Annotated in this window: 25 protein-coding genes; 17 read left to right on the forward strand and 8 right to left on the reverse strand. The window is 56.5% G+C overall.

Going from position 1 to position 25,339, the window contains the following annotated elements; genetic code table 11:
- Positions 1-103: 103 nt before the first annotated feature.
- The 5 genes from A936_RS16845 to A936_RS22950 form a co-directional block, all read right to left on the reverse strand.
- The gene (locus A936_RS16845) at positions 104-1,570 is read right to left on the reverse strand and encodes a mannitol dehydrogenase family protein (RefSeq protein WP_008459910.1); all 1,467 of its coding nucleotides are present in this window, start codon (positions 1,568-1,570) and stop codon (positions 104-106) included.
- A 190-nt stretch (positions 1,571-1,760) separates the two neighbouring features.
- Positions 1,761-2,333: an elongation factor P-like protein YeiP gene (gene yeiP, locus A936_RS16850; RefSeq protein ID WP_008459912.1), complete on the reverse strand. Its 573-nt coding sequence runs from the start codon at positions 2,331-2,333 to the stop codon at positions 1,761-1,763.
- 164 nt (positions 2,334-2,497) lie between these two features.
- Positions 2,498-2,758, reverse strand: a complete 261-nt coding sequence (locus A936_RS16855) for a DUF2534 family protein (protein WP_008459914.1) — start codon at positions 2,756-2,758, stop codon at positions 2,498-2,500.
- 60 nt (positions 2,759-2,818) lie between these two features.
- Positions 2,819-4,885, reverse strand: coding sequence for a TonB-dependent receptor domain-containing protein (locus A936_RS16860; RefSeq protein WP_085938915.1), 2,067 nt, complete (start codon positions 4,883-4,885; stop codon positions 2,819-2,821).
- A 109-nt stretch (positions 4,886-4,994) separates the two neighbouring features.
- Positions 4,995-5,342, reverse strand: coding sequence for a DUF2946 domain-containing protein (locus tag A936_RS22950; RefSeq protein WP_237717590.1), 348 nt, complete (start codon positions 5,340-5,342; stop codon positions 4,995-4,997).
- Here A936_RS22950 and A936_RS23925 point away from each other — a divergent pair.
- Both A936_RS23925 and A936_RS16870 read left to right on the forward strand, forming a co-directional pair.
- On the forward strand, positions 5,281-5,415 hold the full coding sequence (locus tag A936_RS23925; RefSeq protein ID WP_286130864.1) for a hypothetical protein: 135 nt from the start codon (positions 5,281-5,283) through the stop codon (positions 5,413-5,415). The two genes, A936_RS22950 and A936_RS23925, sit on opposite strands and share 62 nt — an antisense overlap.
- Positions 5,416-5,568: 153 nt before the next feature.
- On the forward strand, positions 5,569-5,823 hold the full coding sequence (locus A936_RS16870) for a zinc/iron-chelating domain-containing protein (RefSeq protein WP_008459920.1): 255 nt from the start codon (positions 5,569-5,571) through the stop codon (positions 5,821-5,823).
- On the opposite strand, the gene setB is transcribed toward A936_RS16870, so the two are convergent.
- Entirely contained in the window at positions 5,820-7,004 is a 1,185-nt protein-coding gene (gene setB / locus A936_RS16875) for a sugar efflux transporter SetB (RefSeq protein WP_008459921.1), read from the reverse strand. The genes A936_RS16870 and setB overlap by 4 nt on opposite strands.
- A gap of 386 nt (positions 7,005-7,390) precedes the next feature.
- Here setB and fruB point away from each other — a divergent pair, with 386 nt between their 5' ends.
- The 5 genes from fruB (at position 7,391) to nadS (ending at position 12,083) form a co-directional block, all read left to right on the forward strand.
- Positions 7,391-8,521, forward strand: coding sequence for a fused PTS fructose transporter subunit IIA/HPr protein (fruB, locus tag A936_RS16880; protein WP_008459922.1), 1,131 nt, complete (start codon positions 7,391-7,393; stop codon positions 8,519-8,521).
- Complete coding sequence (fruK, locus tag A936_RS16885; RefSeq protein ID WP_008459923.1) at positions 8,521-9,459, forward strand: 1-phosphofructokinase; 939 nt, start codon at positions 8,521-8,523, stop codon at positions 9,457-9,459. The genes fruB and fruK overlap by 1 nt, the downstream gene beginning before the upstream one ends.
- 16 nt (positions 9,460-9,475) lie before the next feature.
- Positions 9,476-11,164 (forward strand): PTS fructose transporter subunit IIBC, encoded by a 1,689-nt coding sequence (gene fruA / locus A936_RS16890; protein ID WP_008459924.1) that lies wholly within the window; start codon positions 9,476-9,478, stop codon positions 11,162-11,164.
- A gap of 300 nt (positions 11,165-11,464) precedes the next feature.
- Positions 11,465-11,812: a type II toxin-antitoxin system RelE/ParE family toxin gene (locus A936_RS16895; RefSeq protein ID WP_008459925.1), complete on the forward strand. Its 348-nt coding sequence runs from the start codon at positions 11,465-11,467 to the stop codon at positions 11,810-11,812.
- On the forward strand, positions 11,799-12,083 hold the full coding sequence (gene nadS, locus A936_RS16900; protein WP_008459926.1) for a NadS family protein: 285 nt from the start codon (positions 11,799-11,801) through the stop codon (positions 12,081-12,083). The genes A936_RS16895 and nadS overlap by 14 nt, the downstream gene beginning before the upstream one ends.
- A 42-nt stretch (positions 12,084-12,125) precedes the next feature.
- Here nadS and nfo read toward each other — a convergent pair whose 3' ends face one another.
- Positions 12,126-12,983 (reverse strand): deoxyribonuclease IV, encoded by an 858-nt coding sequence (gene nfo / locus A936_RS16905; RefSeq protein ID WP_008459928.1) that lies wholly within the window; start codon positions 12,981-12,983, stop codon positions 12,126-12,128.
- Positions 12,984-13,069: 86 nt separating this feature from the next.
- Positions 13,070-14,119: a YeiH family protein gene (locus A936_RS16910; RefSeq protein ID WP_008459930.1), complete on the reverse strand. Its 1,050-nt coding sequence runs from the start codon at positions 14,117-14,119 to the stop codon at positions 13,070-13,072.
- Positions 14,120-14,243: 124 nt separating this feature from the next.
- Between A936_RS16910 and yieE the strand changes: the two genes are divergently transcribed.
- The 10 genes from yieE to cirA all read left to right on the forward strand — a co-directional run bounded on the left by yieE (position 14,244) and on the right by cirA (position 25,059).
- The gene (gene yieE / locus A936_RS16915) at positions 14,244-15,110 is read left to right on the forward strand and encodes a DNA-binding transcriptional regulator YeiE (RefSeq protein ID WP_008459931.1); all 867 of its coding nucleotides are present in this window, start codon (positions 14,244-14,246) and stop codon (positions 15,108-15,110) included.
- Between the two features lie 184 nt (positions 15,111-15,294).
- Entirely contained in the window at positions 15,295-16,080 is a 786-nt protein-coding gene (locus tag A936_RS16920) for a transporter substrate-binding domain-containing protein (protein ID WP_034809650.1), read from the forward strand.
- A 10-nt stretch (positions 16,081-16,090) separates the two neighbouring features.
- Positions 16,091-16,759, forward strand: a complete 669-nt coding sequence (locus tag A936_RS16925) for an amino acid ABC transporter permease (RefSeq protein ID WP_008459934.1) — start codon at positions 16,091-16,093, stop codon at positions 16,757-16,759.
- Entirely contained in the window at positions 16,756-17,412 is a 657-nt protein-coding gene (locus A936_RS16930; protein ID WP_008459936.1) for an amino acid ABC transporter permease, read from the forward strand. Before A936_RS16925 ends, A936_RS16930 begins: the two co-directional genes overlap by 4 nt.
- Positions 17,393-18,130, forward strand: a complete 738-nt coding sequence (locus A936_RS16935) for an amino acid ABC transporter ATP-binding protein (RefSeq protein WP_008459939.1) — start codon at positions 17,393-17,395, stop codon at positions 18,128-18,130. Before A936_RS16930 ends, A936_RS16935 begins: the two co-directional genes overlap by 20 nt.
- 189 nt (positions 18,131-18,319) lie before the next feature.
- Positions 18,320-19,789 carry an amino acid permease gene (locus A936_RS16940; protein ID WP_008459942.1) on the forward strand — a complete coding sequence of 490 codons (1,470 nt, stop codon included), beginning with the start codon at positions 18,320-18,322 and terminating at the stop codon, positions 19,787-19,789.
- A 180-nt stretch (positions 19,790-19,969) separates the two neighbouring features.
- Entirely contained in the window at positions 19,970-21,085 is a 1,116-nt protein-coding gene (locus tag A936_RS16945) for an ABC transporter substrate-binding protein (protein ID WP_034809653.1), read from the forward strand.
- 15 nt (positions 21,086-21,100) lie between these two features.
- On the forward strand, positions 21,101-22,177 hold the full coding sequence (locus tag A936_RS16950) for a FecCD family ABC transporter permease (RefSeq protein ID WP_008459946.1): 1,077 nt from the start codon (positions 21,101-21,103) through the stop codon (positions 22,175-22,177).
- Positions 22,174-22,962, forward strand: coding sequence for an ABC transporter ATP-binding protein (locus A936_RS16955; RefSeq protein WP_085938913.1), 789 nt, complete (start codon positions 22,174-22,176; stop codon positions 22,960-22,962). Before A936_RS16950 ends, A936_RS16955 begins: the two co-directional genes overlap by 4 nt.
- Positions 22,963-23,088: 126 nt before the next feature.
- Positions 23,089-25,059: a catecholate siderophore receptor CirA gene (cirA, locus tag A936_RS16960; protein WP_008459951.1), complete on the forward strand. Its 1,971-nt coding sequence runs from the start codon at positions 23,089-23,091 to the stop codon at positions 25,057-25,059.
- Positions 25,060-25,339: the final 280 nt, after the last annotated feature.

Raw genomic sequence — 25,339 nt, forward strand, 5'->3', positions numbered from 1 at the left:
GATTATTCATTATTTACGCTGACTATCCTGACGACAACCCGGAGAAAAGAGAAGCCTTAACGCGGCTTACCGCACGGTAAGACCACGTTAAGCGCATTGATTGTTAACTTAAGCGCAAGTTTTCGACCGCGCCGCGTGCGCCCAGGCGGATGAGTTGCTGCCAGGCTTGCCGCACGTTTTCGACAAATTTTTCGTTTTTGGGCAGGTCATCACCAAAAATTTCGTTCAGGCTGAGGAGGGCGCTGACGCGTTCGTTTTCGCCGCTGTCGCTCACCAGCATCTGGATTTTGCCCTGGAGCGGATCGCGAACGTCAATCGCATGGCCCTGTTCGTCGAGGCCGCTAACGTAGCGCATCCAGCCTGCGATCCCGAGCGCCAGGCATGGCCAACTGCTCCCGTTTGCCAGATGCCAGCGCACGCTTTCCAGCCAGCGCTGAGGAAGCTTCTGACTGCCGTCCATGGCGATTTGCCAGGTTCGGTGCTTCAGCGCCGGATTTGCGAACCGCTCGAGCAGGCTGGCGGCGTACTGATTCAGGTCGATGCCCCGAATGTTCAGCGTCACCGCCTGCTCCTGCAGCATCAGGTGCTTTGCTGCACGGGCAAAATGTTCGTCAGCCATACAATCATTAATATGCGGGTAACCGGCGAGGTAGCCGAGATAAGCCATAAATGAGTGGCTGCCGTTGAGCATCCGCAGCTTCATCTGCTCGTAGGGCACCACATCGTCAACCATTTCCACCCCGACGGCTTCCCATTCCGGGCGTCCGGCGACGAAATTATCTTCGACGACCCACTGAATAAACGGCTCGGCGGCAATGGCGCAGGGGTCTTGTACGCCCAGTATTTCCGCAATTTCCTGCAGCGATTCCTCCGTGGCCGCCGGAACAATGCGGTCGACCATGGTGCTGGGGAAGGTGACTTCTTTGGCAATCCATTCTGTCAGCCCGGCGCTTCGACTCGCGGCCATACCCAGAACGGCCTGGCGAACCAGGTGCCCGTTATCAGGAATGTTATCGCAGGATAAGACCGTAAACGGGCTAAGCCCACGCTCACGGCGACGGCTTAGCGCCTCCACAAGTATTCCTGGTACGGAATGCGGAGACTCCGGCGACGTCAGATCGTGAATAATCCGCTCATTGGTGGGATCAAGTTTTCCGCTGGCGGGATCGATGCAGTAGCCTTTTTCGGTCACGGTCAGGGAGACAATGGCGACCCGCGGTTCACAAAACTTCTCTATGATGGCTTCCATGCCATCCAGCTTCGCATTCAGGCATTCTTTCACGGCACCGATGACTCGCGCCTGGTTTCCCGCCGCCCCTTTTTCCAGCACCGTGAAAAGATGGTCCTGTTGCCTGAGATCGTGCATCAGCTTATCGCCGTTAAACAGGCTGATCTCACAGATCCCCCAGTCGCCGCCCAGTTTGTTGAGCACCCGATCGGTGAGCAGGGCCTGATGCGCACGGTGGAAAGCGCCAAACCCAAAATGCACGATACGGGTTTTCAGCGCGCGGCGGTCGTAGTTTGGCCGTTGAACGGTATCCGGAAGTGAAGCAGTGGCAAGGGTATCCATAGAGTCGCATCCTGTGTAGGGAGGTGGGAATCTATGCAGTGTAAAGCTGTATGACAGGAAATAAAATTGGTCTGTTTAGTTAATCACTTTTGTGTGATGCAGGTCTGATAATAAAGCAGGATGATGCAATTGGTATAATAACTTTGGTTGTGAGAACAAAAAAACGCTCCCGAAGGAGCGTCATTTATTATTAGTCTGCGCGGCCCATAGAGCGTTTTTCTGCGATATGAATGCGGATTTTTTCCCCGGCAACCATGTATTCCGGCACCTGAATCACCAGGCCGGTGGACAGCGTTGCTGGTTTGGTACGGGAGCTGGCGGAAGCGCCTTTGATGCCCGGAGCCGTTTCGATGATTTCCAGATCCACGGTCTGCGGCAGCTCCAGCGCCAGCAGCTGGCCGTCCCAGGTCAGAACCTGCATGTCCGGCATACCGCCTTCGGGAATGAACTGCAGCTCTTCTTCGATCTGGTCTTTGGTGAAGATGTACGGCGTGTAATCTTCTTTATCCATGAACACATATTCGTTGCCGTCGATATAGGAGAAGTCAACGAAGCGGCGGGTCAGGGTGATGGTGTCAACGATATCATCACCTTTGAAGCGCTCTTCCACTTTCTGCCCGGTGCGAACATCGGAGAAACGCATCTTGTACAGGGTTGCTGCGCCGCGTGCGCTGGGAGCCTGGATATCAATGTCTTTAACAATCAGTAGCTTGCCGTTGTAATTGAGTACCATGCCTTTTTTGATTTCGTTAGCTCTTGCCATCGGTGTTTCCTGTCAAAAATTGAGATGCGAAAATATTGCGTCAAAGTACTCGTGAGGCGCGTTTCAGGCAAGTGGATTTAATAAAGAAGCACAAAAGTAAGGGGCTTAAGGCAAACGTGCCGGCAACATCCTGCTTTGCCGACACGTCGGTGGCTTAAAGCGCCTTAGCCGCGGCCATCCTTAGGCGCTAAGAAATAGAAAGCAAACGGCAGCGAACATAGAATAGTGAACATGATCGTGTAGATAGTGACCCACGCGCCCTGCATGATAAACATGTCCAGCGTCCACTGTTCCATTGGCCAGTTGTACTGCTCTTCCACGCCTTCAAAGGTCACCTTCGAAATAAGTGACACGACAATAGTGAAAACGATGGCAACCGCGATGAGGAACTTTTTACCTTCTGGCGTACGAAGTTTTGCAAGCATATCAGCCTCCTGGCTGGGAAATGATTAAGCGTAATGGCCCCGACAACCGGGGCCAGGTTATTAAAACGTGACGTTCACTTTGCCCCAGACCGTCCGGCCTGGTTCATTGACCGGGGTATTGGACGAATAGCCAAAGCTGCTGTTGCCCGCCAGGTTCAGGTGTTCGCTGTAGGTTTTGTTCAACAGATTATCGATCCCTGCGCTGAGCTTGATGGCTTTGCTTAGACGGTAAGCCGCGTTGGCGGAAAAAATCGCAAAGCTGCTGCTTTTATCGAAGTCTTTCCCGACCACGTTACCCTCATTCAGCGCCACGCGATGCTGGCCGCTGACCAGCCGCAGCAGGCCGGTGCTGCTCCAGTCTCCTCGCTCCCACGTCAGGCCCAGGCGCGTTTCCAGCGGGGCTATTTGCGGCAGCGGCTGATGGTCACTGGTGTTTTGCCCCCAGGCATACGCCAGGCTTGCGTCCGTCTTCCAGGCTTCGGTCAGCGCGTAGCTCATGCCCATTTCGCCTCCCATAATGGTGGCGTCCACGTTATCTGCCTGACTGACGCGGGCGTTATTAGGGTCATAGCGGAAGAGAATAAAATCATTCACCCGGCCAAGGTAGGCGGAAACCCAGCTGTTGAAGCGCTCCCCGCTGTACTGGGCGCCAATATCCAACTGCGTCGTTTTTTCTGTTTTCAGCTTATCGAAGACATTTTTAGTGCCGTCCGGCCCGTAGGTGGGGGAAAACAGCTCCCAGTAATCCGGGAAGCGCTCGGTGTAGCCCACGCCAGCGTACAGCATGACGGGGATATCGCTCAGCGTTTGTTCGTAGCGCACAAAACCTGCCGGTAGCGTTTTGCTCCGCACGCTGGCACCTGCGTCCGTATCATTATTGACGCGAGTTCGATCGAGGCGCGCGCCGCCGATAACTTTGCTGCTGTCGGTGGCATTCCAGGTCAGTTCGCTAAAGATACCGGCGTCCTGGAAACGGGCATCCTGCTTCCAGCCGGCGTCCTGTTTGCTGCGATGGGTGCTTTGCTGCCCGTCGATACCGCTGCGCAGTTCGTAGTCAGACCACAGCCACGTGCCCATCATGCGCCCGCCAACCGTGCGGCGATCGAGCTGCATCGCCATTGGCATATTCATGCTCATGGATGAACCCATGTCCATCGAACTACCCATATCCATGCCCATCGAGGAGGCCATATGCCCGCCGGACATGCCGCTGGACATTGTCCCCGGCGAGCGGAGGGAATAGTTGTCCATAATATGATTGGCGTAGTTGTAGTAGACGCTGCTTTCAAACTTGTTGAACACCTCGCCGATGTTCGACATTTCAAAGCGCGCCCCGAGGCTGTCGCGCCTGAACTGGGAGCCGTCCATACTGCGGCCCGCGTAGCGGGCTTCACCGTTGCCTTTACCCGCCGTTAGCTCCAGCAATGTATCTTTGTTGGGCGTCCAGCCCAGCGCAACGTCGGCGTTCCATTTATCCCACTTTGAAGCCACCCGGTTGCCGTTTCCGTCTTCATAATCGCCGGAATGGGACTTATTGCCGATCAGGCGTAAATAGCCGTCCTCACTCCCCAGACTGACGTCTGCATTGCTGTCCCAGCGCTGATTAGAGGCAGTAAGCAAGCTGGCCGTGCCCTGGATGCCAGCTTTATCAAAGCGCGGCGGTTCCCTGTCGAAGCGGACGGTTCCCGCGGAGTTACCCGGCCCCCATAGCACGCTTTCCGGCCCTTTAATCAGCGTCAGCAGATCAAAGCTCTCCGGTGAAATATATGAACTTGGGGCATCCATTCTGGCCGGACAGGCCCCCGGCATTTCACCATTATTGGTCAGGATACGCAGGCGAGAACCGAACATGCCGCGAAAAACCGGGTCGCCGTTGGTGCCGCCGTTGCGGATTTGCGAGAAACCGGGGATGGTTTTCAGGTAGTCAGATCCGTCGCTGGCTGGCACAGGCTGACGCGGCGTTTTAGGGGACGTCACAACTTCCAGCGGTGATGATGCCGGAGAGGTGACGATCATCACGGCATCGTCCGGCATAGTCATCGTGTCATGCGAACCCGCCGCGATGGCTGCGGGAGGAGTGATAGCCAGCAGTATCCAGGATACCAGCGGCTTTAAATGTGTTTTCATCATTGCCTTACTGTCCTTCAGGCGTAACGTTGCCGCTCTTTATAAAAAGAACAGCTCGAGACAACGCTTCAGCGTCGCCTGCGGCATTACGCGGTTAATTATTGGTGTTTTAAGCGAAGTAACAGGCAGCAGAGGGCGGGGCGCGGGCCGGGTGAGGTGACCAGGGGCGAGAAATCGCCGCGCAGCAGAGTGCGACCACCGGCGTCCGGCGCACGCAAATCAACAATAACAGCAGTAAAACGGTGAGGCAGAATTCAATAAAAGGCAGGTGGATCAGCAGCTGGCAATAGCCGCAGGCGATCTCTTCTCCCGGCGACATGCCCGGGCCGGACATCAGCATATTGTGCGGCATTGACGCCTGAGGGCACGGTTCGGGCACAGGCATGTGATGGTCCATGTCAGACATGTCCATTGTCATCATCATGCTGCTGTGTTCGCAGGCTGAATGGTGCATCAGCGATTTTGAAATTACCGGTGCAATAAACAGCATGGCAACGGCAAGCAGCGCCAGCCAGCAGGCTGTTCGGTGAAAGTGATTGCGCCGTGACAAAACGTTACCGATCCGTAGTCGTTGTGGCGCAAGTGTATCCTGAAAGAAGGAATGATGTTAAATGAATTGTTAGATTGACGCAGGCAGTGGGTCTGCTATTGTCACGCACCTTTTGACGCCGGTGGAAACGTAAATGGATTGTCGTCCTGACTGCGGCGCTTGCTGTACTGCGCCTTCTATATCAACGCCTATCCCCGGTATGCCGGAGGGGAAGCCCGCCAACACGCCCTGTATTCAGCTGGACGAACGCCTGCGCTGCAAGCTGTTTGGATCGCCTTTGCGGCCTAAAGTCTGCGGCGGCCTCCAGCCTGCCAGAGAGATGTGCGGTACCTCACGCCAGCAGGCAATGGCCTACCTGATCCACCTTGAAGCCGCGACGGCACCTTAAATATCTTTGATTTGGGCCATGCAATAAATACTGACGGCTATCATCCCCAGTGCGATGAAAAAGACGCTGTGATAGTTCCAGATCTCGGCCACCACGCCGGCGAGCGAACCGGCAATGATCCACCCTACGCGCGTGGTGTTGGTATACAGCGTGGTGGCGGCCCCTGCCTGGCCAGGCATAAGATCCTGAAAATAGATCATGCCGATCCCGGCCAGAATCCCGATAAAGATAGCGTTTAGCAGCTGCAGCCCCAGCAGCATATATTCATTGGTCAGCGTTATCATTCCGACATAGAAAAGCAACCCGGCGGCAACGGCAAAGCGCATCAGGAAGCGCTTACCGAAGCGTTTGGCGTAGTAGCCCGCAATCAGCATGGTCGGGATTTCCAACCCGGCTGCGGTACCCATCATGATCCCGGCGAGCTTCTCCGGGAGGTGTAACTCATTGATGATGTAAAGCGGCATATTGATGATATAGAGGCTGTTACAGCCCCACATCATGGTACAGGCGGCGAACAGGAGCAGGGCGTCGCGGCGGTTGCGACGCGGTGACTCGAGCCGGGCTTCTGCTTTTGCCACCGGTTCTTTGCGCATGGACGGCAAAAAGAGCCACACCATCGCGCCGCAAATCACAAAGGCAAACGCCGCACTCAGGTACATCACCTTGAAGCCAAACCCCATCGCCAGCGCGTAGGCAATTGGCGGCCCAATCACCCAGGCAAGAGACACCTGTGCGCGGAGGATAGAGCTGAACATCACCGCTTCACGCCCGGTGCTGTCGGCATGCTCGCGGGCAAGCGCAAACATCTGCGGGTTGGCGGTGGAGCCGAAGCTGCTTAGAAACACCCCGACGAACAGCAAAATAAAGTAGTTACGGTTCCAGGCGAACAGAATGCAGCCCAGCGCACCGAGCAGGCAGCAGGCAAAAATCAGCGTTTTCCGGTCGCCTTTGCGGTCGGAACGCCCGGCTAAAAACTGGCTCACCAGAATGCCAATCACCGCGCTGCCGGTGAAGAAAAAGCCGACCAGCGCAGGGCGAACGTGGACTTCATCGGTTAAAAACAGGCTTAGCGTTGGGGTTTGTAGTGCCCCGGCGATGCCGGTCAAAAAAGCCACAATCAGAAACGCGGTTGAGGTGAAGTCCAGAGGCTTACGGGCGGCGGTAACGGGAGCGTTTTGCATACTTTTGGACGGCAGGAAAAAGAATGCGCGGAGTGTACCCTCGTTACCCCTAAATAGACAGATTTACCCTTAAGTCCTGCGCGGGAACTCGCACAAATTATCCAGCAAGCGAAGGCCGCTTTGGCGATACGTTGCCAAAGCTGAAATTTGCTGATGCCGGGTTGTAAACTGTTGCCAGTGTGCTGAACACCCGGCCTGCTAAACTGAAAATGTGCTGAAGCTCTAAATTTCGCAAACAGAAATGCGAGAAATGTTGCGTGTCATGCAGCATTAGCGCAACACTCCTTGAAACGTTTCAGCGTCATCTTTTTGCATCCCGCAGCTCGAGATGGCGCATTTTTTCTCAAGCTAGCTGAATCGTTTCAATTCAGCGAGAGAGGCGATCTATGTTCCAGTTATCTGTGCAGGATATTCACCCGGGCAAAGCTGCCGGGAGCAAAGAAGACGCTATCCGCCAGGTTGCCGCCGCCCTTGTGCAGGCAGGCAACGTCGGTGAAGGCTACGTCAACGGTATGCTGGCGCGTGAGCAGCAAACCACCACTTATTTAGGCAACGGGATTGCTATCCCGCACGGCACCACCGACACGCGCGATCTGGTGCTGAAAACCGGCGTTCAGGTTTTTCAGTTCCCGCAGGGCGTGGAGTGGGGCGAAGGGCAGACCGCTTACGTGGCGATCGGTATTGCGGCCAGTTCCGACGAACACCTCGGCCTGCTGCGCCAGTTGACGCATGTGCTGAGTGACGACGAAGTTGCTGCACAGCTGAAATCCGCCACCAGCGCGGAAGAACTCCGGGCGCTGCTGATGGGCGAAAAGCAAAGCAGCGCGCTGCTGCTGGACAACAGCCTGCTGGCGCTGAACGTCGAGGCCAGCGATTTGATGACGCTGCAGGCGCTGAACGCGGGCCGCCTGAAGCAGGCGGGTGCGGTTGATGCCGCTTTCGTCAGCAACGTGATTGCCGGTAATCCACTGTATCTCGGTCAGGGTATCTGGCTGAACGACAGCGCGGCAGGCAACCTGGCCAGCGCGGTTGCTGTCAGCCGTCCGGCGGCCAGTTTTGAAGCGGATGGAAACCCGGTTTCTCTCCTGATGACCGTCGCTGTGGCCGACGACCAGCCCTTGCAGGTGCTGAACCGCCTGAGCGACATGCTGATTGGCAACCGTGCCGACAAGCTTTTAACCGCAGATGCGCCGGCGTTGCTGACGCTGCTGACCAGCGATGATGCCCCGGCAGAAGAAGCGCTGAGCGCCGAGTTTACCGTGCGTAATGAACACGGCCTGCACGCCCGGCCGGGTACGGCGCTGGTCAACACCATAAAACAATTCAATAGCGAAATTACCGTGACAAACCTTGATGGAACCGGGAAACCGGCAAATGGACGTAGCCTGATGAAAGTTGTTGCTCTGGGTGTGAAAAAAGGCCACCGACTGCGCTTTACCGCGCAGGGTGAAGATGCTGAACAGGCGCTGAAAGCGATTGGCGAAGCCATCTCTGAAGGACTGGGGGAGGGCGCGTAATGACCAGACGTGTAGCAACGATCACCCTGAACCCGGCCTATGACCTGGTGGGCTTTTGCCCGGAAATCGAGCGTGGAGAAGTAAACCTGGTGCGCACCACCGGTCTGCATGCGGCTGGCAAGGGCATCAACGTCGCTAAAGTACTGAAAGATCTCGGCATCGACGTGACCGTAGGCGGATTCCTCGGCAAAGACAACCAGGACGGCTTCCAGCAGCTGTTTAGCGAGTTGGGAATCGCCAACCGCTTCCAGGTCGTACAGGGCCGTACCCGCATCAACGTTAAGTTGACCGAAAAAGACGGGGAAGTCACCGACCTGAACTTTTCCGGGTTTGAAGTCACCGGCGCGGACTGGGAACGCTTTGTGGCGGACTCCCTGAGCTGGCTGGGCCAGTTCGACATGGTTTGCGTCAGCGGCAGCCTGCCTGCGGGCGTTTCCCCGGAAGCGTTCACGGACTGGATGACCCGTTTGCGCAGCCAGTGTCCGTGCATCATTTTCGACAGCAGCCGCGAAGCGCTGGTTGCCGGTTTGAAGGCGGCACCGTGGCTGGTCAAACCGAACCGTCGCGAGCTGGAAATTTGGGCCGGTCGCAAGCTGCCTGAATTGAAGGATGTGATTGAGGCGGCGCATGCGCTCCGTGAGCAGGGGATTGCGCATGTGGTGATTTCTCTAGGCGCGGAAGGCGCGCTGTGGGTTAACGCTTCAGGGGAATGGATTGCCAAACCACCCACCTGTGAAGTTGTTAGTACCGTTGGCGCAGGAGATTCCATGGTTGGCGGCCTGATTTATGGCCTGCTGATGCGCGAGTCCAGCGAACACACGCTGCGCCTTGCTACCGCCGTTGCGGCCCTGGCCGTCAGCCAGAGCAACGTAGGCATTACCGATCGTACACAGCTGGCCGCCATGATGGCTCGTGTCGACCTGAAACCTTTCCACTGACAGCAGGAGACAGGCAATGAAAACGCTGTTAATTATTGAACCGGGACTTGGGCAGGCGCGCGCGTATCTCGCGAAGACGCTGCTCGGTGCCGCAGCGCCAAAAGCGCACCTCGACATTATTGATAACCCGAACGATGCCGAACTGGCGATTGTCGTTGGCAACGCCATTCCCGCTGATACTTCACTGAACGGCAAAAAGGTGTTCCTGGGCGATATCGATCGCGCGGTGCAGCACCCGGAATTGTTCCTGAACGAAGCGAAAGGTAAGGCTCATACGTACGCCGCGCCGACAGCTGTTGCAACCGCCCCAGCAAAAGGGCCGAAGCGTATCGTCGCCGTAACGGCCTGCCCGACCGGCGTGGCGCACACGTTTATGGCGGCGGAAGCCATCGAAACCGAAGCGAAAAAACGCGGCTGGTGGGTGAAGGTTGAAACCCGTGGTTCCGTTGGCGCAGGGAACGCGATTACCCCTGAAGAAGTGGCCGAGGCGGATCTGGTGATTGTGGCGGCGGATATTGAAGTGGATCTGGCTAAATTTGCCGGGAAGCCGATGTACCGCACGTCTACTGGCCTGGCGCTGAAGAAAACGGCTCAGGAGCTGGATAAGGCGCTGGTCGAGGCCAAACCTTACGAAGCCGCAGGTAAAGCCAGCGCGGCTCAGGAATCCGGCAAAAAAGAAAGCGCCGGGGCGTATCGCCATCTGCTGACGGGGGTGTCTTACATGCTGCCGATGGTGGTTGCGGGCGGCCTGTGTATTGCGCTCTCCTTTGCCTTCGGTATCACTGCCTTTAAGGAACCTGGTACGCTTGCCGCGGCGCTGATGCAAATTGGTGGTGGCTCTGCGTTTGCGCTGATGGTCCCGGTTCTGGCGGGGTATATTGCCTTCTCGATTGCGGACCGTCCTGGCCTGACGCCGGGTCTTATCGGCGGCATGCTGGCCGTTAGCACCGGTTCGGGCTTTATCGGCGGCATCATCGCCGGTTTCCTGGCGGGTTATATCGCGAAGCTGATTAGCTCGAAGCTGAAGCTGCCACCAAGCATGGAAGCACTGAAGCCGATCCTGATCATTCCGCTGTTCTCAAGCCTGGTTGTTGGCCTGGCAATGATCTACCTGATTGGCACCCCGGTGGCTAAAATCCTGGCGGACCTGACCCACTGGCTGCAAACCATGGGCACCGCGAACGCGGTTCTGCTGGGCGCGATTCTGGGTGGCATGATGTGTACCGATATGGGCGGCCCGGTGAACAAAGCGGCTTACGCTTTTGGCGTCGGCTTGCTCAGTACCCAGACCTACGCACCAATGGCGGCGATCATGGCCGCGGGCATGGTGCCACCGCTGGCGCTGGGCCTGGCTACGCTGGTGGCTCGCCGTAAGTTTGATAAGGCGCAGCAGGAAGGGGGCAAAGCGGCGCTGGTGCTCGGGCTGTGCTTTATTACCGAAGGGGCGATTCCGTTTGCCGCCCGTGACCCGATGCGCGTGCTGCCTTGCTGCATCATCGGCGGGGCGCTGACGGGGGCGCTGTCCATGGCTGTTGGCGCGAAACTGATGGCCCCGCACGGCGGCCTGTTTGTCCTGCTGATCCCTGGCGCGATTACTCCGGTGCTGGGTTACCTGCTGGCGATTGTCGCCGGTACGCTGGTGGCGGGCCTGTCCTACGCCTTCCTCAAACGTCCTGAAACGGAGCTGGCGGCGAAGGTCGCTTAATCTTCCGCACAGCTAAAAAACGCCTCGCTAATGCGGGGCGTTTTTCTTTCTATGATCAATCTATGATCAATGTTGCTCTCCGAACAATCCTTAAAGGCCGCTAAGTCAGTTCCTGAGGCATGTCTCGAGCCTGACTGAAAACCTGCCAGGTCGTTGCACCCCATTTATTCTCACTTTTCACACACCTGCTTTTTCAAGCTTGTTTCTGAGTGAATAAAAATAAATATTTTGGCCTGGCACACAATGAGAGTGTACTATGTACCCATTGGTGTACGTAGTACCCTTAAGGATGAGGGCGCAATGACGCACGCTATAACTTTTATTGAGACGACGTTATTTACCCGGCAGATTAAACAGTTTGCGACAGATGATGAACTTAGCGCGTTGCAAAAGGTTTTAATTGGCTCCCCGGAGAAAGGTGATCTGATTCAGGGCACCGGAGGGTTACGGAAAATCAGAATGGCAACCGGCGTTCGGGGTAAAAGCGGGGGCGCTCGGGTAATCTATTTTTTTGCAACGGCAGAGATGATTTGGCTGATCATGGCGTGGCCGAAGCACGTAAAAGACAACCTGACGGCAGCAGAAAAAGCTGAACTCAGGAGGCTGACTAAATTACTAAAAGGTAACGTAGAAAATGAGCTTCTTTAATGACCTTAAAACCTCGCTTGAAGAGGCGGTGGAAATTAAAAACGGGGGAAAATTACCCGCGAAGGTCGTGCGTTATGACGTGGCGGATGTTCGGGCGATAAGGGAACAGCTGAAGGTTTCGCAAAGTGAAATGGCTCAGGCCTTAGGCACCAGCGTTGACACGATCAAAAGTTGGGAGTCAAAACGTCGCAATCCCACCGGATTAGCGGCCAAGGTACTGGCTACCATTCAAAGCAATCCTGCATTTTATTATGAGCTGGCAGCGCACTGAGTGCAGCTACCAGCAATGACCCTGACGCATCCAGCGACAGCGTTATGCCGTCGCTTCCTCGTGCTGTTGTGCTTTAAGCCAGGCAATCTCTTCGGCCCAGATATCCGGGTTGGTAGTTTCCAGAATTAACGGAATACCATCAAAACGGGCGTCACGCATGATCCAGCTAAACGGCGTGTGGCCGATATTCCCGAGGCCGAGGCTGTTGTGGCGGTCAACGCGGCTGCCAAACTCGCTTTTGGCATCGTTGAGGTGCATCCCGCGCAGGTATTTGAACCCGACGATACGTTCGAACTCACTAAAGGTTTTGTCGCAGTCAGCTTCTGTGCGCAGATCGTACCCGGCGGCAAAGGCGTGGCAGGTATCGATGCAGACGCCAACGCGGGATTTATCTTCCACGCCGTCAATAATCGCCGCGAGATGCTCAAAGCGGAAACCAAGGTTACTGCCCTGGCCAGCGGTGTTTTCGATGACTGCGGTCACGCCTTCGGACTTCTCCAGCGCAATGTTAATCGACTCTGCAATGCGCTTCAGGCATTCCTCTTCCGGGATCTGCTTCAGGTGGCTGCCCGGATGGAAATTCAATAGCGTCAGCCCCAGCTGCTGGCAGCGCACCATTTCGTCGATAAACGCCTCGCGGGATTTTTCCAGCGCATCTTCAACCGGGTGGCCGAGGTTTATCAGGTAGCTGTCGTGGGGGAGGATTTGGCCTGGGCCATAATGGTATTTTTCGCAGGCGCTCTTAAAGTTGTCGATAACTTCGCTGGTCAGCGGCGCGGCGCGCCACTGGCGTTGATTCTTGGTGAACAGGGCAAAAGCGGTGGCTTCCAGTTCGTGGGCGCGAATGGCGGCGTTTTCCAGGCCACCCGAGGCGCTAACGTGCGCTCCAATAAACTTCATCTGTCTTCTCCTGTTTCTTGACGGGCAAAACCCGCTATCGGTAGTCCGTCATGATAGCGGGTCAGGAGGCTTTTTTCCGTATTGAATTATGCTAACAGGTGATGAATTGCCAGGTTAATGGCCGCGCCGCCGACAATCAGCCAGATGAACAGCACCAGCGCCATAAGCAGCGGGCGAACCCCGGCTTTTTTCAGGGCACTAACGTGGGTCGTCAGGCCCAGAGCCGCCATCGCCACTGCCAGCAGGAAGGTATCCAGCGTGACCAGCACATTCACCAGCGCCTGTGGCAGGAAGTGGAAGGAGTTGAAGATCGCCACCACGATAAAGAGTATTGCAAACCACGGGATGGTGATTTTACCGGTTTGCGCCGAGCCAGCCGGTGCCAGAGATTTAACGCGGGCGGCCAGGAAAATCAGGAACGGGGCGAGCATCATCACGCGGAGCATTTTGGCAATCACCGCCGCATTTTCCGTTTCCGGGCTAATGGCGTGCCCTGCGGCAACAACCTGGGCAACTTCATGCATCGTTGACCCGGTGTAAATCCCAAAGGCTTCCGGCGTAAACCAGTGGCTGACGAACGGGTAAATCATCGGGTAGATAAAGATAGCCAGCGTCCCGAAGATAACCACGGTGGCTACGGCCACGGTGACTTTACTGGCTTCGGCTTTCACCACCGGTTCGGTGGCAAGTACAGCCGCCGCGCCGCAAATACTGCTGCCCGCACCAATCAGCCAGCTGGTTTGTCTGTCCAGACCAAACACTTTCTGGCCGAGCCAGCAGGCGAGGGCGAAGGTGCTGCACAGCGTCAGGGCGTCAATCACCAGACCGCTGACGCCAACGTCGGCAATCTGCGAAAACGTCAGGCGGAAGCCATACAGAATAATGCCGAGGCGCAGAAGGTGCTGCTTGGCGAACAGCACGCCGCCGTCGCACTGCTGCCAGATTTTGGGATACACGGTGTTGCCGATTATCATGCCGCACAGGATGGCGAGCGTCAGGGCGCTAAGGCCGACGCCGGCCACCGCAGGAATGTTGCCAAGCCATAACGCCAGGCCGGTAATGGCGGCGGAAAGCGCCAGCCCCGGTAAAAAATGCCACAGCGTGTGGCGGCGAGCTTGTACGGTGAGTACTGTCATAACCTTCTCCTCTGTCTTAGGGAAAAGGCTACGCCTGGCTGGCATAAAAATAAAATTGATTATATATTTATAATTAATCTTTATAAGTGGTAAGCGACGGCTGCCACCACAGGAAATCTCTCTCATGCATATCACGCTGCGGCAGCTGGAAGTCTTTGCTGAAGTGCTTAAAAGCGGTTCGACCACGCAAGCTTCCCAGATGCTGTCCCTCTCTCAGTCGGCGGTCAGCGCCGCGCTTGCCGATCTTGAAGGTCAGCTTGGGGTTCAGCTCTTTGACCGAGTGGGGAAGCGCCTCGTGGTAAATGAACACGGCAGGCTGCTCTACCCGCGAGTTGTCGGGCTGCTGGAGCAGGCCGGTGAAATAGAACAGCTGTTTCGGGAAGATAACGGCGCGATCCGCGTGTATGCCAGCAGCACCATTGGCAACTATATTCTGCCGGAGATGATTGCCCGCTACCGGCGCGACTTCCCGAAGCTGCCGCTGGAGCTTAGCGTCGGCAACAGCCAGGACGTGATCAACGCGGTGGCGGATTTTCGCGTAGATATTGGCCTGATTGAAGGGCCTTGTCATATGGCGGAGCTGGTGACCGAGCCGTGGCTCGACGATGAGCTGGTGGTCTTTGCTTCGCCGGGCAACCCGCTGGTGCACCAGGCGGTAACGCTGGAAAGCCTGGCAAAGCAGCCGTGGATCCTGCGTGAGCGCGGTTCAGGCACCCGCGAAATCGTCGACTATTTACTGCTTTCGCATCTGCCAGAGTTTCAGTTGGGTATGGAGCTGGGCAATTCCGAGGCGATCAAACATGCGGTGCGCCACGGGCTGGGCATCAGCTGCCTGTCTCGCCGGGTGATTGCCGAGCAGCTGGAGAGCGGCTCATTGGTTGAAGTGGCTATTCCCCTCCCTCGTCTGGTGCGGACGCTGTACCGGATCCACCATCGCCAGAAGCATATCTCTAACGCGCTGCTGCGTTTTCTGCGCTACTGCGAAGCATAATGCACCAAAATCTTGCAGCTGCACCTGATTGGGGTGTGGCTGCGAGGCAACCTCACGCCCGTTAACTTCTTTTTCACCGCAATGTAGCAGCGATCTTCGCGATTCATCGTCGTTGGCACATTAGTTGCAGAATTGAATTCAAAGAATCTTTTGTTTCAATCAGGCGACGAGGCTGCACATGACGATGAAAAAATGGTTGTTCTCTTTAGTTGGCGCAACGGTGCTGCTGGCTCAGGCCGGGGCGGTAATGGCCGATCAGCTGCAGGATATCGAAAAACGCGGCGTGCTGCGCGTAGCGGTTCCGCAGGATTTCCCGCCTTTTGGTTCAGTGAACGCTGACCTGAAACCTCAGGGCTACGACATTGATATGGCGGCCTACCTGGCGAAAGGTCTGAAGGTCAAGCTACAGCTGGTGCCGGTCACCAGCGCGAACCGCGTGCCATATCTGCAGACGGACAAAGTTGACCTGGTCATTTCCAGCCTCGGCAAGAACGCTGAACGTGAAAAAGTCATCGATTTTAGCCGCGCTTACGCCCCGTTCTTCCTTGGCGTGTTCGGGCCGAAAGATGGCGCAGTGACAGAAGCTAAAGCGCTTAGTGGGAAAACCATTGGCGTGACCCGTGGCGCAGTAGAGGACATGGTATTAACCGACCTCGCGCCGAAAGACGCCGACGTGAAGCGCTACGAAGACAATAACACTACCATATCCGCCTATCTTTCAGGCCAGGTGCAGTACATCGCCACCGGTAACCTCGTTGTGGCGGCGATTGCCCGCCAGAGCCCAGCCAAAGCGCCGGTCAGCAAATTTATGCTCAAGGATTCCCCTTGCTACATCGGGCTGAAAAAGAATGAACCTGCGCTGAAAGCGAAGATGGACGAGCTGATTGGTGAGGCGCTGAAGGACAATACCCTGAACACCTTGTCGCAGAAATGGATGCAGGCGCCGCTGCCTGCCAACCTCGGCGCTTGAGGTGCCGGGGATGACCACGCAACTTGATTTTGCCGGTCTGCTGCCTTACTGGCCGGAGTTATTGTCCGGCCTGTGGGTGACGCTGGGGCTCACTTTTATGGCGACGGTCGGTGGCGTGGCTATCGGCATTACCGGGGCGGCCATTCGCAGCGGAAAGCCGGGGCTGTTAAGCCTGGCGTGGGGCGGCTACGTGGAACTGATTCGCAACACGCCGTTCGTTGTGCAGCTGTTCTTTATTGTGTTTGGGCTCCCTGCGCTGGGGTTAAAGCTCAACGCCGGGGAAGCGGCGCTTATCGCGATGTTGATTAACCTCGGGGCTTACAGCACCGAGATTATTCGCGCGGGTATTCAGGTGACGCCGAAAGGGCAGTGGGAAGCGGCTCGCGTGCTGGGGTTAAGCCGTAGCCAGACCTTTTTACGAGTGGTGCTGCCGCCGTCGCTGAAGCGTATTTATCCGTCGCTGGTCAGCCAGTGCATCATCGTGATGCTGGGCTCTTCCGTGGTGTCCCAGGTGTCCTGTGAAGATCTGACCTTTGCGGCCAGCCTCATTCAGTCGCGTACCTTCCTCAGCTTCGAGGTCTATCTGGTGACGACCTTAATGTACCTGGTGCTGTCGTTAATTATGCGTCAACTGCTGCTGGCGGCAGGGCGGAAATGGTTGGGGAGTGATGTCGGATGATGGCGTTTACCGACTGGGATATCGTGCGCAACCTGCTGCTGGCGGCCCGCTGGACGGTGCTGCTGTCGCTGATTGCTTTTTTCTGCGGCACTCTGGTGACACTGCCTTTATTGCTGCTGCGCATGAGCCGCTGGAAATGGCCCAAACGCTTCATCAGCGCCTACGTCGCGCTGTTTCAGGGCACGCCGCTGCTGATGCAGTTGTTCCTCGCTTTCTTCGGCATTGCGCTGTTTGGCATTGATGTCAGCCCCTGGACGGCGGCCACGCTTGCTCTGACGCTGTTTACCAGCGCGTTTTTGCTGGATATCTGGTACGGCAGCATTCGTGCTTTGCCTAAAGGCCAGTGGGAAGCCTGCCGCTGCCTCGGTTTGAGCTTCGGGCAGACGCTGTGCCGGGTCATTGCCCCGCAGGCGATGCGTATCGCCGTGGCACCCACGGTTGGGTTTTCGGTGCAGGTCATTAAGGGCACGGCCCTGGCCTCGATCATCGGTTTTGTCGAACTAACCAAAGCCGGCACCATGCTGAACAACGTCACGTTTGAGCCGTTTAAAGTCTTTGCCCTGGTGGCGCTCGGCTATTTCTTACTTTGCTATCCGCTGTCGCGCTACAGCCGCTACCTGGAGAAAAAATTTAATGCCGCTCATCACCATTAATGATGTACAGAAATATTATGGCGACAATCACGTGCTGAAGGGCGTTAGCCTGGATATCGACATGGGCGAAGTGGTGTCGATCATCGGCCGCAGCGGCTCCGGCAAAAGTACGCTGCTGCGCTGTATGAACGGGCTGGAAGGCTACCAGGACGGCAGCATCAAGCTGGGCGGCATGACCATTACCGACCGCGAGTCGCAGGCGCGTGAAATCAGCCGTTCCGTGGGTATGGTGTTTCAGAACTTTAACCTATTCCCGCACATGACCGCGCTGGAAAACGTGATGCTGGCGCCGCGCCGGGCGCTGAATAAAAGCGCCGCCGAATGCCGCGAGTTGGGGCTGGAGATGCTCAATAAAGTCGGCCTGGGCGAGCGGGTGGATTACTACCCGGCTAACCTGTCCGGCGGCCAGCAGCAGCGCGTGGCCATTGCCCGCGCGCTGGCAATGAACCCAAAAGTCTTGCTGTGCGATGAAATCACCTCGGCGCTTGACCCGGAACTGGTGGGCGAAGTGCTGAAAGTACTGGAGCAGCTGGCGGCAGAAGGCATGACGCTGATTCTGGTCACTCACGAAATGAACTTTGCCCGGGAAGTCGGCGACCGCGTGGTGTTTATGCACCAGGGCAAAGTGTGGGAGCAGGGGGAAAGCAAGTCGTTCTTCGCCAATCCCCGGACTCAGGAACTGCAGCAGTTTATTTCGTCCGTGCGCGGGCTGGGTTAATCTTTGACCGCCGGGCAACTGAGCGCGCCGGCGGTTTTTTAATTCCCCTCAACTTATCGGCCTGATAAGTGCCTCGCTAATAATCGCCGGGCGATCATGAAGCTCTCTTATAACCCGGGATTTCTGCTATCTGAACAAAGACGTTTTGTTACAATCTTGCCTCATTTTTTGGATAGGCAACAATTTCCTATGGTTTCACAAGATAAAACGACAGAAGCGCCTGGCTTACGCCGCGAATTAAAGGCGCGCCACCTGACGATGATCGCCATCGGCGGATCCATCGGCACGGGGCTTTTCGTTGCCTCTGGGGCAACAATTTCTCAGGCAGGACCGGGCGGGGCGCTGCTCTCTTATATGCTGATTGGCCTGATGGTGTACTTCCTGATGACCAGCCTCGGCGAGCTGGCGGCGTTTATGCCGGTGTCCGGTTCTTTCGCGACCTACGGCCAGAAATATGTCGAAGACGGCTTCGGCTTCGCGCTCGGCTGGAACTATTGGTACAACTGGGCGGTGACCATCGCCGTTGACCTCGTGGCCGCACAGCTGGTGATGAATTACTGGTTCCCCGACACCCCTGGCTGGATCTGGAGCGCGTTGTTCCTGGGCATTATGTTCCTGCTGAACTGGATCTCCGTGAAGGGCTTTGGCGAAGCGGAATACTGGTTCTCGCTGATAAAAGTGACCACCGTCATCATCTTCATCATTGTGGGTGTGATGATGATCGTGGGTATTTTCAAAGGGGCGCAGCCGGTAGGCTGGAGCAACTGGACAACCGGCGACGCGCCGTTTGCCGGGGGCTTTGCCGCAATGATCGGCGTGGCGATGATCGTCGGCTTCTCTTTCCAGGGCACCGAGCTTATCGGGATTGCAGCCGGTGAATCCGCTGACCCGGAGAAAAACATTCCTCGCGCCGTGCGCCAGGTGTTCTGGCGTATCCTGCTGTTCTACGTGTTCGCGATTCTGATTGTCAGCCTGATCATTCCTTATACCGATCCAAGCCTGCTGCGCAATGACGTGAAAGACATCAGCGTCAGTCCGTTCACTCTGGTGTTCCAGCACGCGGGCCTGCTGTCTGCGGCGGCGGTGATGAACGCCGTTATCCTGACGGCGGTGCTGTCTGCGGGTAACTCCGGGATGTACGCTTCCACGCGCATGCTTTACACCCTGGCCTGCGACGGCAAAGCGCCGCGTATTTTCTCGAAGCTGTCCAAAGGTGGCGTGCCGCGTAACGCGCTGTATGCGACCACCGTTATTGCCGCGCTGTGTTTCCTGACGTCTATGTTTGGCAACCAGACCGTTTACCTCTGGCTGCTGAATACCTCGGGGATGACCGGCTTTATCGCCTGGCTCGGGATTGCCATCAGCCACTATCGCTTCCGTCGCGGCTACGTGCTGCAGGGCAACGACATTAACGACCTGCCGTACCGCTCGGGCTTCTTCCCGATTGGGCCGATCTTCGCGTTCGTGCTGTGCTTGATCATCACGCTGGGCCAGAACTACGAAGCGTTCCTGTCGGATACCATTGACTGGGGCGGCGTGGCGGCGACCTATATCGGCATCCCGCTGTTCCTGGCTATCTGGTTTGGCTACAAGATAACGAAGGGCAGCCGCTTTGTGCGCTACAGCGAAATGGAATTCCCGAAATTTCGTGAGAAATAAGCCTTAGCAACAATAAGTTACTCTTTAGAGGGCGTGATCATCACGCCCTTTTTTATTTCGCTCTCGCCAGCAATAATTCCTCCAGGTTATAGTAGAGAACAATTAAATTGATAACCATTATCATTTGCTTTATCGTTAACGCCATTCTTTAAGGAACGAAGGAGTGTTAGCGTGAAGCGTATGATTAAATTCAAGAATATTTGTCTTGCCCTGGCATTAACCGCCGCTGGTTTGCCTGCCGCACTGGCCGCGACGGTGACCGATATCGTGGGGCGTGAAGTGACCATCCCGCAGAAGGTTGACCGCATTTTGCTGGGGGAAGGGCGGCTGTTTTATGCTCTGGCGCTGCTGGAAGGGCAAAAACCGATTGACCGTATCGTCGGCTGGCAGGGCGATTTCCGTAAGTTAGATACGCAGACTTACGCGGAATATAAAGCGAAATTCCCGAAAATTGATGACATTCCGCTGATTGGCAGTACCACCGCCGACAGCGTCAGCCCGGAAAAAGTGCTGACTTTACACCCAGATGTGGCGATTTTTGGCCTGTCTGGTCACGGCCCTGGCCGCCACAGCGAGCTGGTCTCTCAGCTTGAAAAAGCGGGCGTCCCGGTGGTCTTCGTTGATTTTCGTACCTCGCCGCTGAAAAATACCTTGCCGAGCATGCGCGTGCTGGGCAAAGTGTTGCATCGCGAGAAACAGGCCGATGATTACATCGCCTTTTATGAAGCAAACCTGAAAAAAATTACCGACGTCACCGGCAAGATGGCGGAAAAAGACAAGCCATCCGTGTTCATAGAACTGCGTGCGGCGGCCATGGAAGAGTGCTGTGGTTCGGCGGGCAAGGGTAACATGGGCGACTTCATCGACCTGGCGGGCGGCACGAACATTGCCAAAAATCTGCTGCCGGGCGCGCTGGGCACCGTAAACCTGGAAAAAGTGCTTGCCGCTGATCCGCAGGTTTATATCGCCAGCGGCGGTAAAGCACCTGGCTCAACCTCTCCGGGCGTAGTGCTTGGCGCTCAGGCTACTCAAGCCGAAGCGCAGGCCAGCCTCAAGAGCGTGCTGGAGCGTAAAGGCATTGACCAGTTAACCGCGGTCAAAGAAGGGCGCGCCTATGGCGTATGGCACAATTTCTACAATTCGCCGTACAACATCCTCGCGATTCAGGCGATGGCAACCTGGTTCCATCCACAGCAGTTTGCTGAGGTGAACCCGGAACAGACAATGCAGCAACTTTATAAACAGTTCCTGGCGGTCGAGCCAACGGGAACGTACTGGACCGATCTTAAGAAGTAACGAAGGTAAGACTTAATGAGTGCCACCACCGATCCAATGCCAAACGAGGCGCAGCCTGCCACCATCATGGGGCGATACCAGCAGGTGCTACGTCACCGCTATTTGCTGATGGGGGCGCTGGTTATTGCGATTTTCGCCTCGCTGCTGCTGGACTTTACCCTTGGTCCGTCCGGGCTGCCGCTGGATACGCTGTGGCAGACTCTGATTGACCCGGCCAGCGCTAACGCCGGTACGCGGGTGATCGTGTGGGACATTCGTCTGCCTTATGCGCTGATGGCGCTGCTGGTCGGTATGGCGCTGGGCCTGGCGGGGGCGGAGATGCAAACCATCCTCAATAACCCGCTAGCCAGCCCGTTTACCCTCGGCGTTTCCTCCGCCGCGGCCTTTGGTGCCGCGTTGGCGATTATCCTCGGCATCGGTATTCCTGGGGTGCCCGATCAGTGGTTTATCTCCGCCAACGCCTTCGTCTTTGCACTGTTTGCCGCGCTGATGCTGGACGCCATTACCCGCTGGACCCGCGTGGCAAGTTCCGGCGTGGTGCTGTTTGGTATCGCGCTGGTGTTCACCTTTAACGCCCTGGTGTCGATGCTGCAGTTTATCGCCAGCGAAGACACGCTGCAGGGGCTGGTGTTCTGGACGATGGGCAGCCTGGCGCGAGCCTCCTGGGACAAGCTCGGCGTGCTGCTGCTGGCCTTCGCCATCATCATGCCGATTTCTATGCTGAGTTCCTGGAAGCTGACCGCGCTGCGCTTAGGCGAAGATCGTGCTGTCAGTTTTGGCATCGACGTAAAGCGTCTGCGTTTAGGCACGTTGCTGCGCATCAGTATTTTGTCCGCGCTGTCCGTGGCGTTTGTCGGCCCCATTGGTTTTATCGGCCTGGTGGCACCGCACATCGCCCGTATGCTGTTTGGCGAAGATCATCGTTTCTATCTCCCGGGCAGCGTGCTGGTCGGTGCTCTGGTGCTGTCGCTGGCGTCGGTTGCCTCTAAAAACATTATCCCTGGCGTCATTATTCCGGTGGGGATTGTCACCTCGCTGGTGGGCGTGCCGTTCTTCCTGAGTATTATTCTGCGCCATAAGGGGAACGTGTGATGCAGGGCTTAAAGATTGATGCATTCAACGCCGGTTACCCGAAGCGTCAAATCATCGAAAACCTGAGCGTGCCAACGCTGCCGCGGGGCAAAATCACCGTGCTGCTGGGGCCGAACGGCTGCGGGAAATCGACGCTGCTGCGTTCGCTGGCGGGGCTGAATCGCGCGGAAGGGCAGCTGTATCTTGATGGTGAAGACTTAATGGCTTTGCCGTTCGCCAAACGCGCCGAAAAAGTGGTTTATCTGCCGCAGTCGCTGCCGCAGGGCGTCCATCTCCACGTGCTGGAGTCCATTATCGTGGCCCAGCGCGCGTCCGGTGGCCGCCATAGCGCTGAAAGCGAAGCGCAGGTCATGCAATTGCTGAAACAGCTGGGGATCTCGCACCTGGCGCTGAGCTACCTCGACCAGCTTTCCGGCGGGCAAAAACAGCTGGTGGGCCTGGCGCAGTCTTTGATTCGCCGTCCGTCCCTGCTGCTGCTCGACGAACCGCTGAGCGCGCTGGATTTAAATTACCAGTTCCACGTCATGGATCTGGTCGCCCGCGAAACCCGCGAGCGTAATATCGTCACCGTTGTGGTGGTGCACGACATCAATATTGCTTTACGCCATAGCGAGCACGTTCTCATGCTGCGCGACGGCAAACTGGTTGCCAGCGGCGAGCCGGAGGAAGTGATTACTCCGCGCAGTCTGGCCCAGGTTTACGGCGTGAAGGGGCGCATTGAACGCTGCTCACAGGGTGTTGCCCAGGTGCTGATCGATGGCCTGGTGGAAACGCCCACCGTATAACAACGCATTTCAGAAATACTAAGGAACACAGTATGCAGCCGGCGGCCAATGTAGCCGCTGGCGCATAGTGCAATGTGAGCGCTAAACGGTTGTTTCGTTTGTAATTCACCTCATGGAGAGAAAGAAATGTTAAGGTTGAATCCCATTGTCCGGGGAGGACTTTGTGCGTCTGTACTTGGTCTGGCTTTTCCCGTCATCGCCGACGATCGCGAAGAAACCCTCGTTGTCACCGCGTCTGCCACCGAGCAAAACCTCAAAGATGCGCCCGCCAGTATCAGCGTCATCACCCGGGACGAACTGCAAAAAAAACCGGTTAACAATCTGAAGGATGTGCTGCAGAACGTGCCTGGCGTCCAGCTGACCAACGAAGGGGATAACCGCCGGGGCGTCAGTCTGCGAGGCCTGGACAGCAGCTACACCCTGATTCTGGTGGACGGTAAACGAGTCAACTCCCGTAATGCGGTATTCCGCCATAACGACTTCGATCTGAACTGGATCCCGGCGGATGCCATCGAGCGCATCGAAGTGGTGCGCGGGCCGATGTCCTCCCTGTATGGTTCCGACGCCCTCGGCGGCGTGGTGAACATCATCACCCGTAAAGTTGGTAAAGCCTGGCACGGCACCTTCACCGTAGATTCCACGGTGCAAGAACACCGCGATCGCGGCGACACCTATAACGGCAACTTTTTCACCAGCGGCCCGCTAATTGACGACGTGCTGGGCGTAAAAGTCTATGGCAGCCTGGGCAAGCGCCAGAAGGACGGCCAACAGGCGTCAACGACCAACGCCAGCGGCCTGACGCCGCAGATTGAAGGCTTCACTTCCCGCAATGCCAGCACCGAGTTTGCCTGGACGCCGGCTGAAAATCAGGATGTCACCGTGGGCTACGGCTTTGACCGTCATGACAGGGAATCTGACTCGCTGGATAAGAATCGCATCGAACGTCAGGATTACTCCCTCGGGCATAACGGCCGCTGGGGCTTCGGCAATACCGAACTGCGTTTCTATGGCGACAAAATCGATAACCTGAATCCAGGCAACAGCGGGGCAATCACTTCACGCAACAACAGCCTGGACGGCAAGCTGGTGCTGCCGCTCAGCGACATCAACCAGTTCCTGACCTTCGGCGGGGAGTGGCGGCATGACAAGCTGAGCGATCCGGTGAATATTACCGGCGGTAATAGCTCGCAAACCTCGGCCAGCCAGTACGCCCTGTTTATTGAAGACGAATGGCGCATCTTTGAGCCGCTGGCGCTGACCACCGGCATTCGTATGGATGACCATGAAACCTACGGTGACCACTGGAGCCCGCGGGCCTATCTGGTTTATAACGCGACGGATACCGTCACCGTCAAAGGTGGCTGGGCCACGGCCTTCAAAGCGCCGTCTCTGCTGCAGCTTAGCCCGGACTGGACCAGTAAATCCTGCCGTGGTGCCTGCCAGATTGTCGGCAGCCCTGACCTGAAGCCGGAAACCAGCGAAAGCTTTGAGCTGGGGCTGTATTACGCCGGGGACGAAGGCATTCTGGACGGCGTGAGCGGCAGCGTGACCGCTTTCCAGAACAACGTTGAGGATATGATTGATATTCAGCGTACCGCGAACCGTAGCGTGGCACCGTCTTACTCAAACTTTGTGGGCTTTGATAAGAGCGGTAACCCGATCTTCCGCTATTACAACGTGAACAAAGCTCGCATCCGCGGCGTAGAAACCGAGCTGAAAATACCGTTTAACGACCAGTGGAAGCTGTCGCTGAACTACACCTATAACGACGGACGCGACCTGAGCAACGGCGGCAATAAGCCGCTGCAGCAGCAGTCGTTCCACACCGCAAACGGCACCGTTGACTGGGCGCCGCTGGAAGACTGGTCGTTCTATGTGTCGGCGAACTACACCGGCAAGCAGCGTGCGGTTTCTGCAACGGATAAAACGCCCGGCGGCTACATCGTGTGGAACACCGGCGGAGCCTGGAAAGCGACCAAGAACGTGAAGGTGCGGGCAGGGGTTCTGAACCTTGGCGACAAAGATCTGAATCGTGATATCTACAGCTATAACGAAGACGGTCGCCGCTACTTTATGGCGCTGGATTATAGTTTTTAAGTTGTGGATACCCGTCCCTGGAACGGCGGCAATGTTTCTTTAAATTCCGCTGTCCAGGGCGGTGACTATATTTTTCTTTCTAAATCTTCAGGGAGAGATCTTTTGCCCTGTCGTTTTTCCGTTCACCTGTAGATTTGTTTTCCCTCTAGGCTCAGAGCACGGTGAACGTGTCAGGGGGCATTACGCTGTATGAACTGGCACATAGGTAACACTTTAAACCGGGCACATGGGTAACAGGTTATAACTGGTACGGTAAACTGAGTGAGGAGGTTTATCGTGC

This window comes from Enterobacter sp. Ag1 (assembly GCA_000277545.1).
Lineage (GTDB): Bacteria > Pseudomonadota > Gammaproteobacteria > Enterobacterales > Enterobacteriaceae > Cedecea.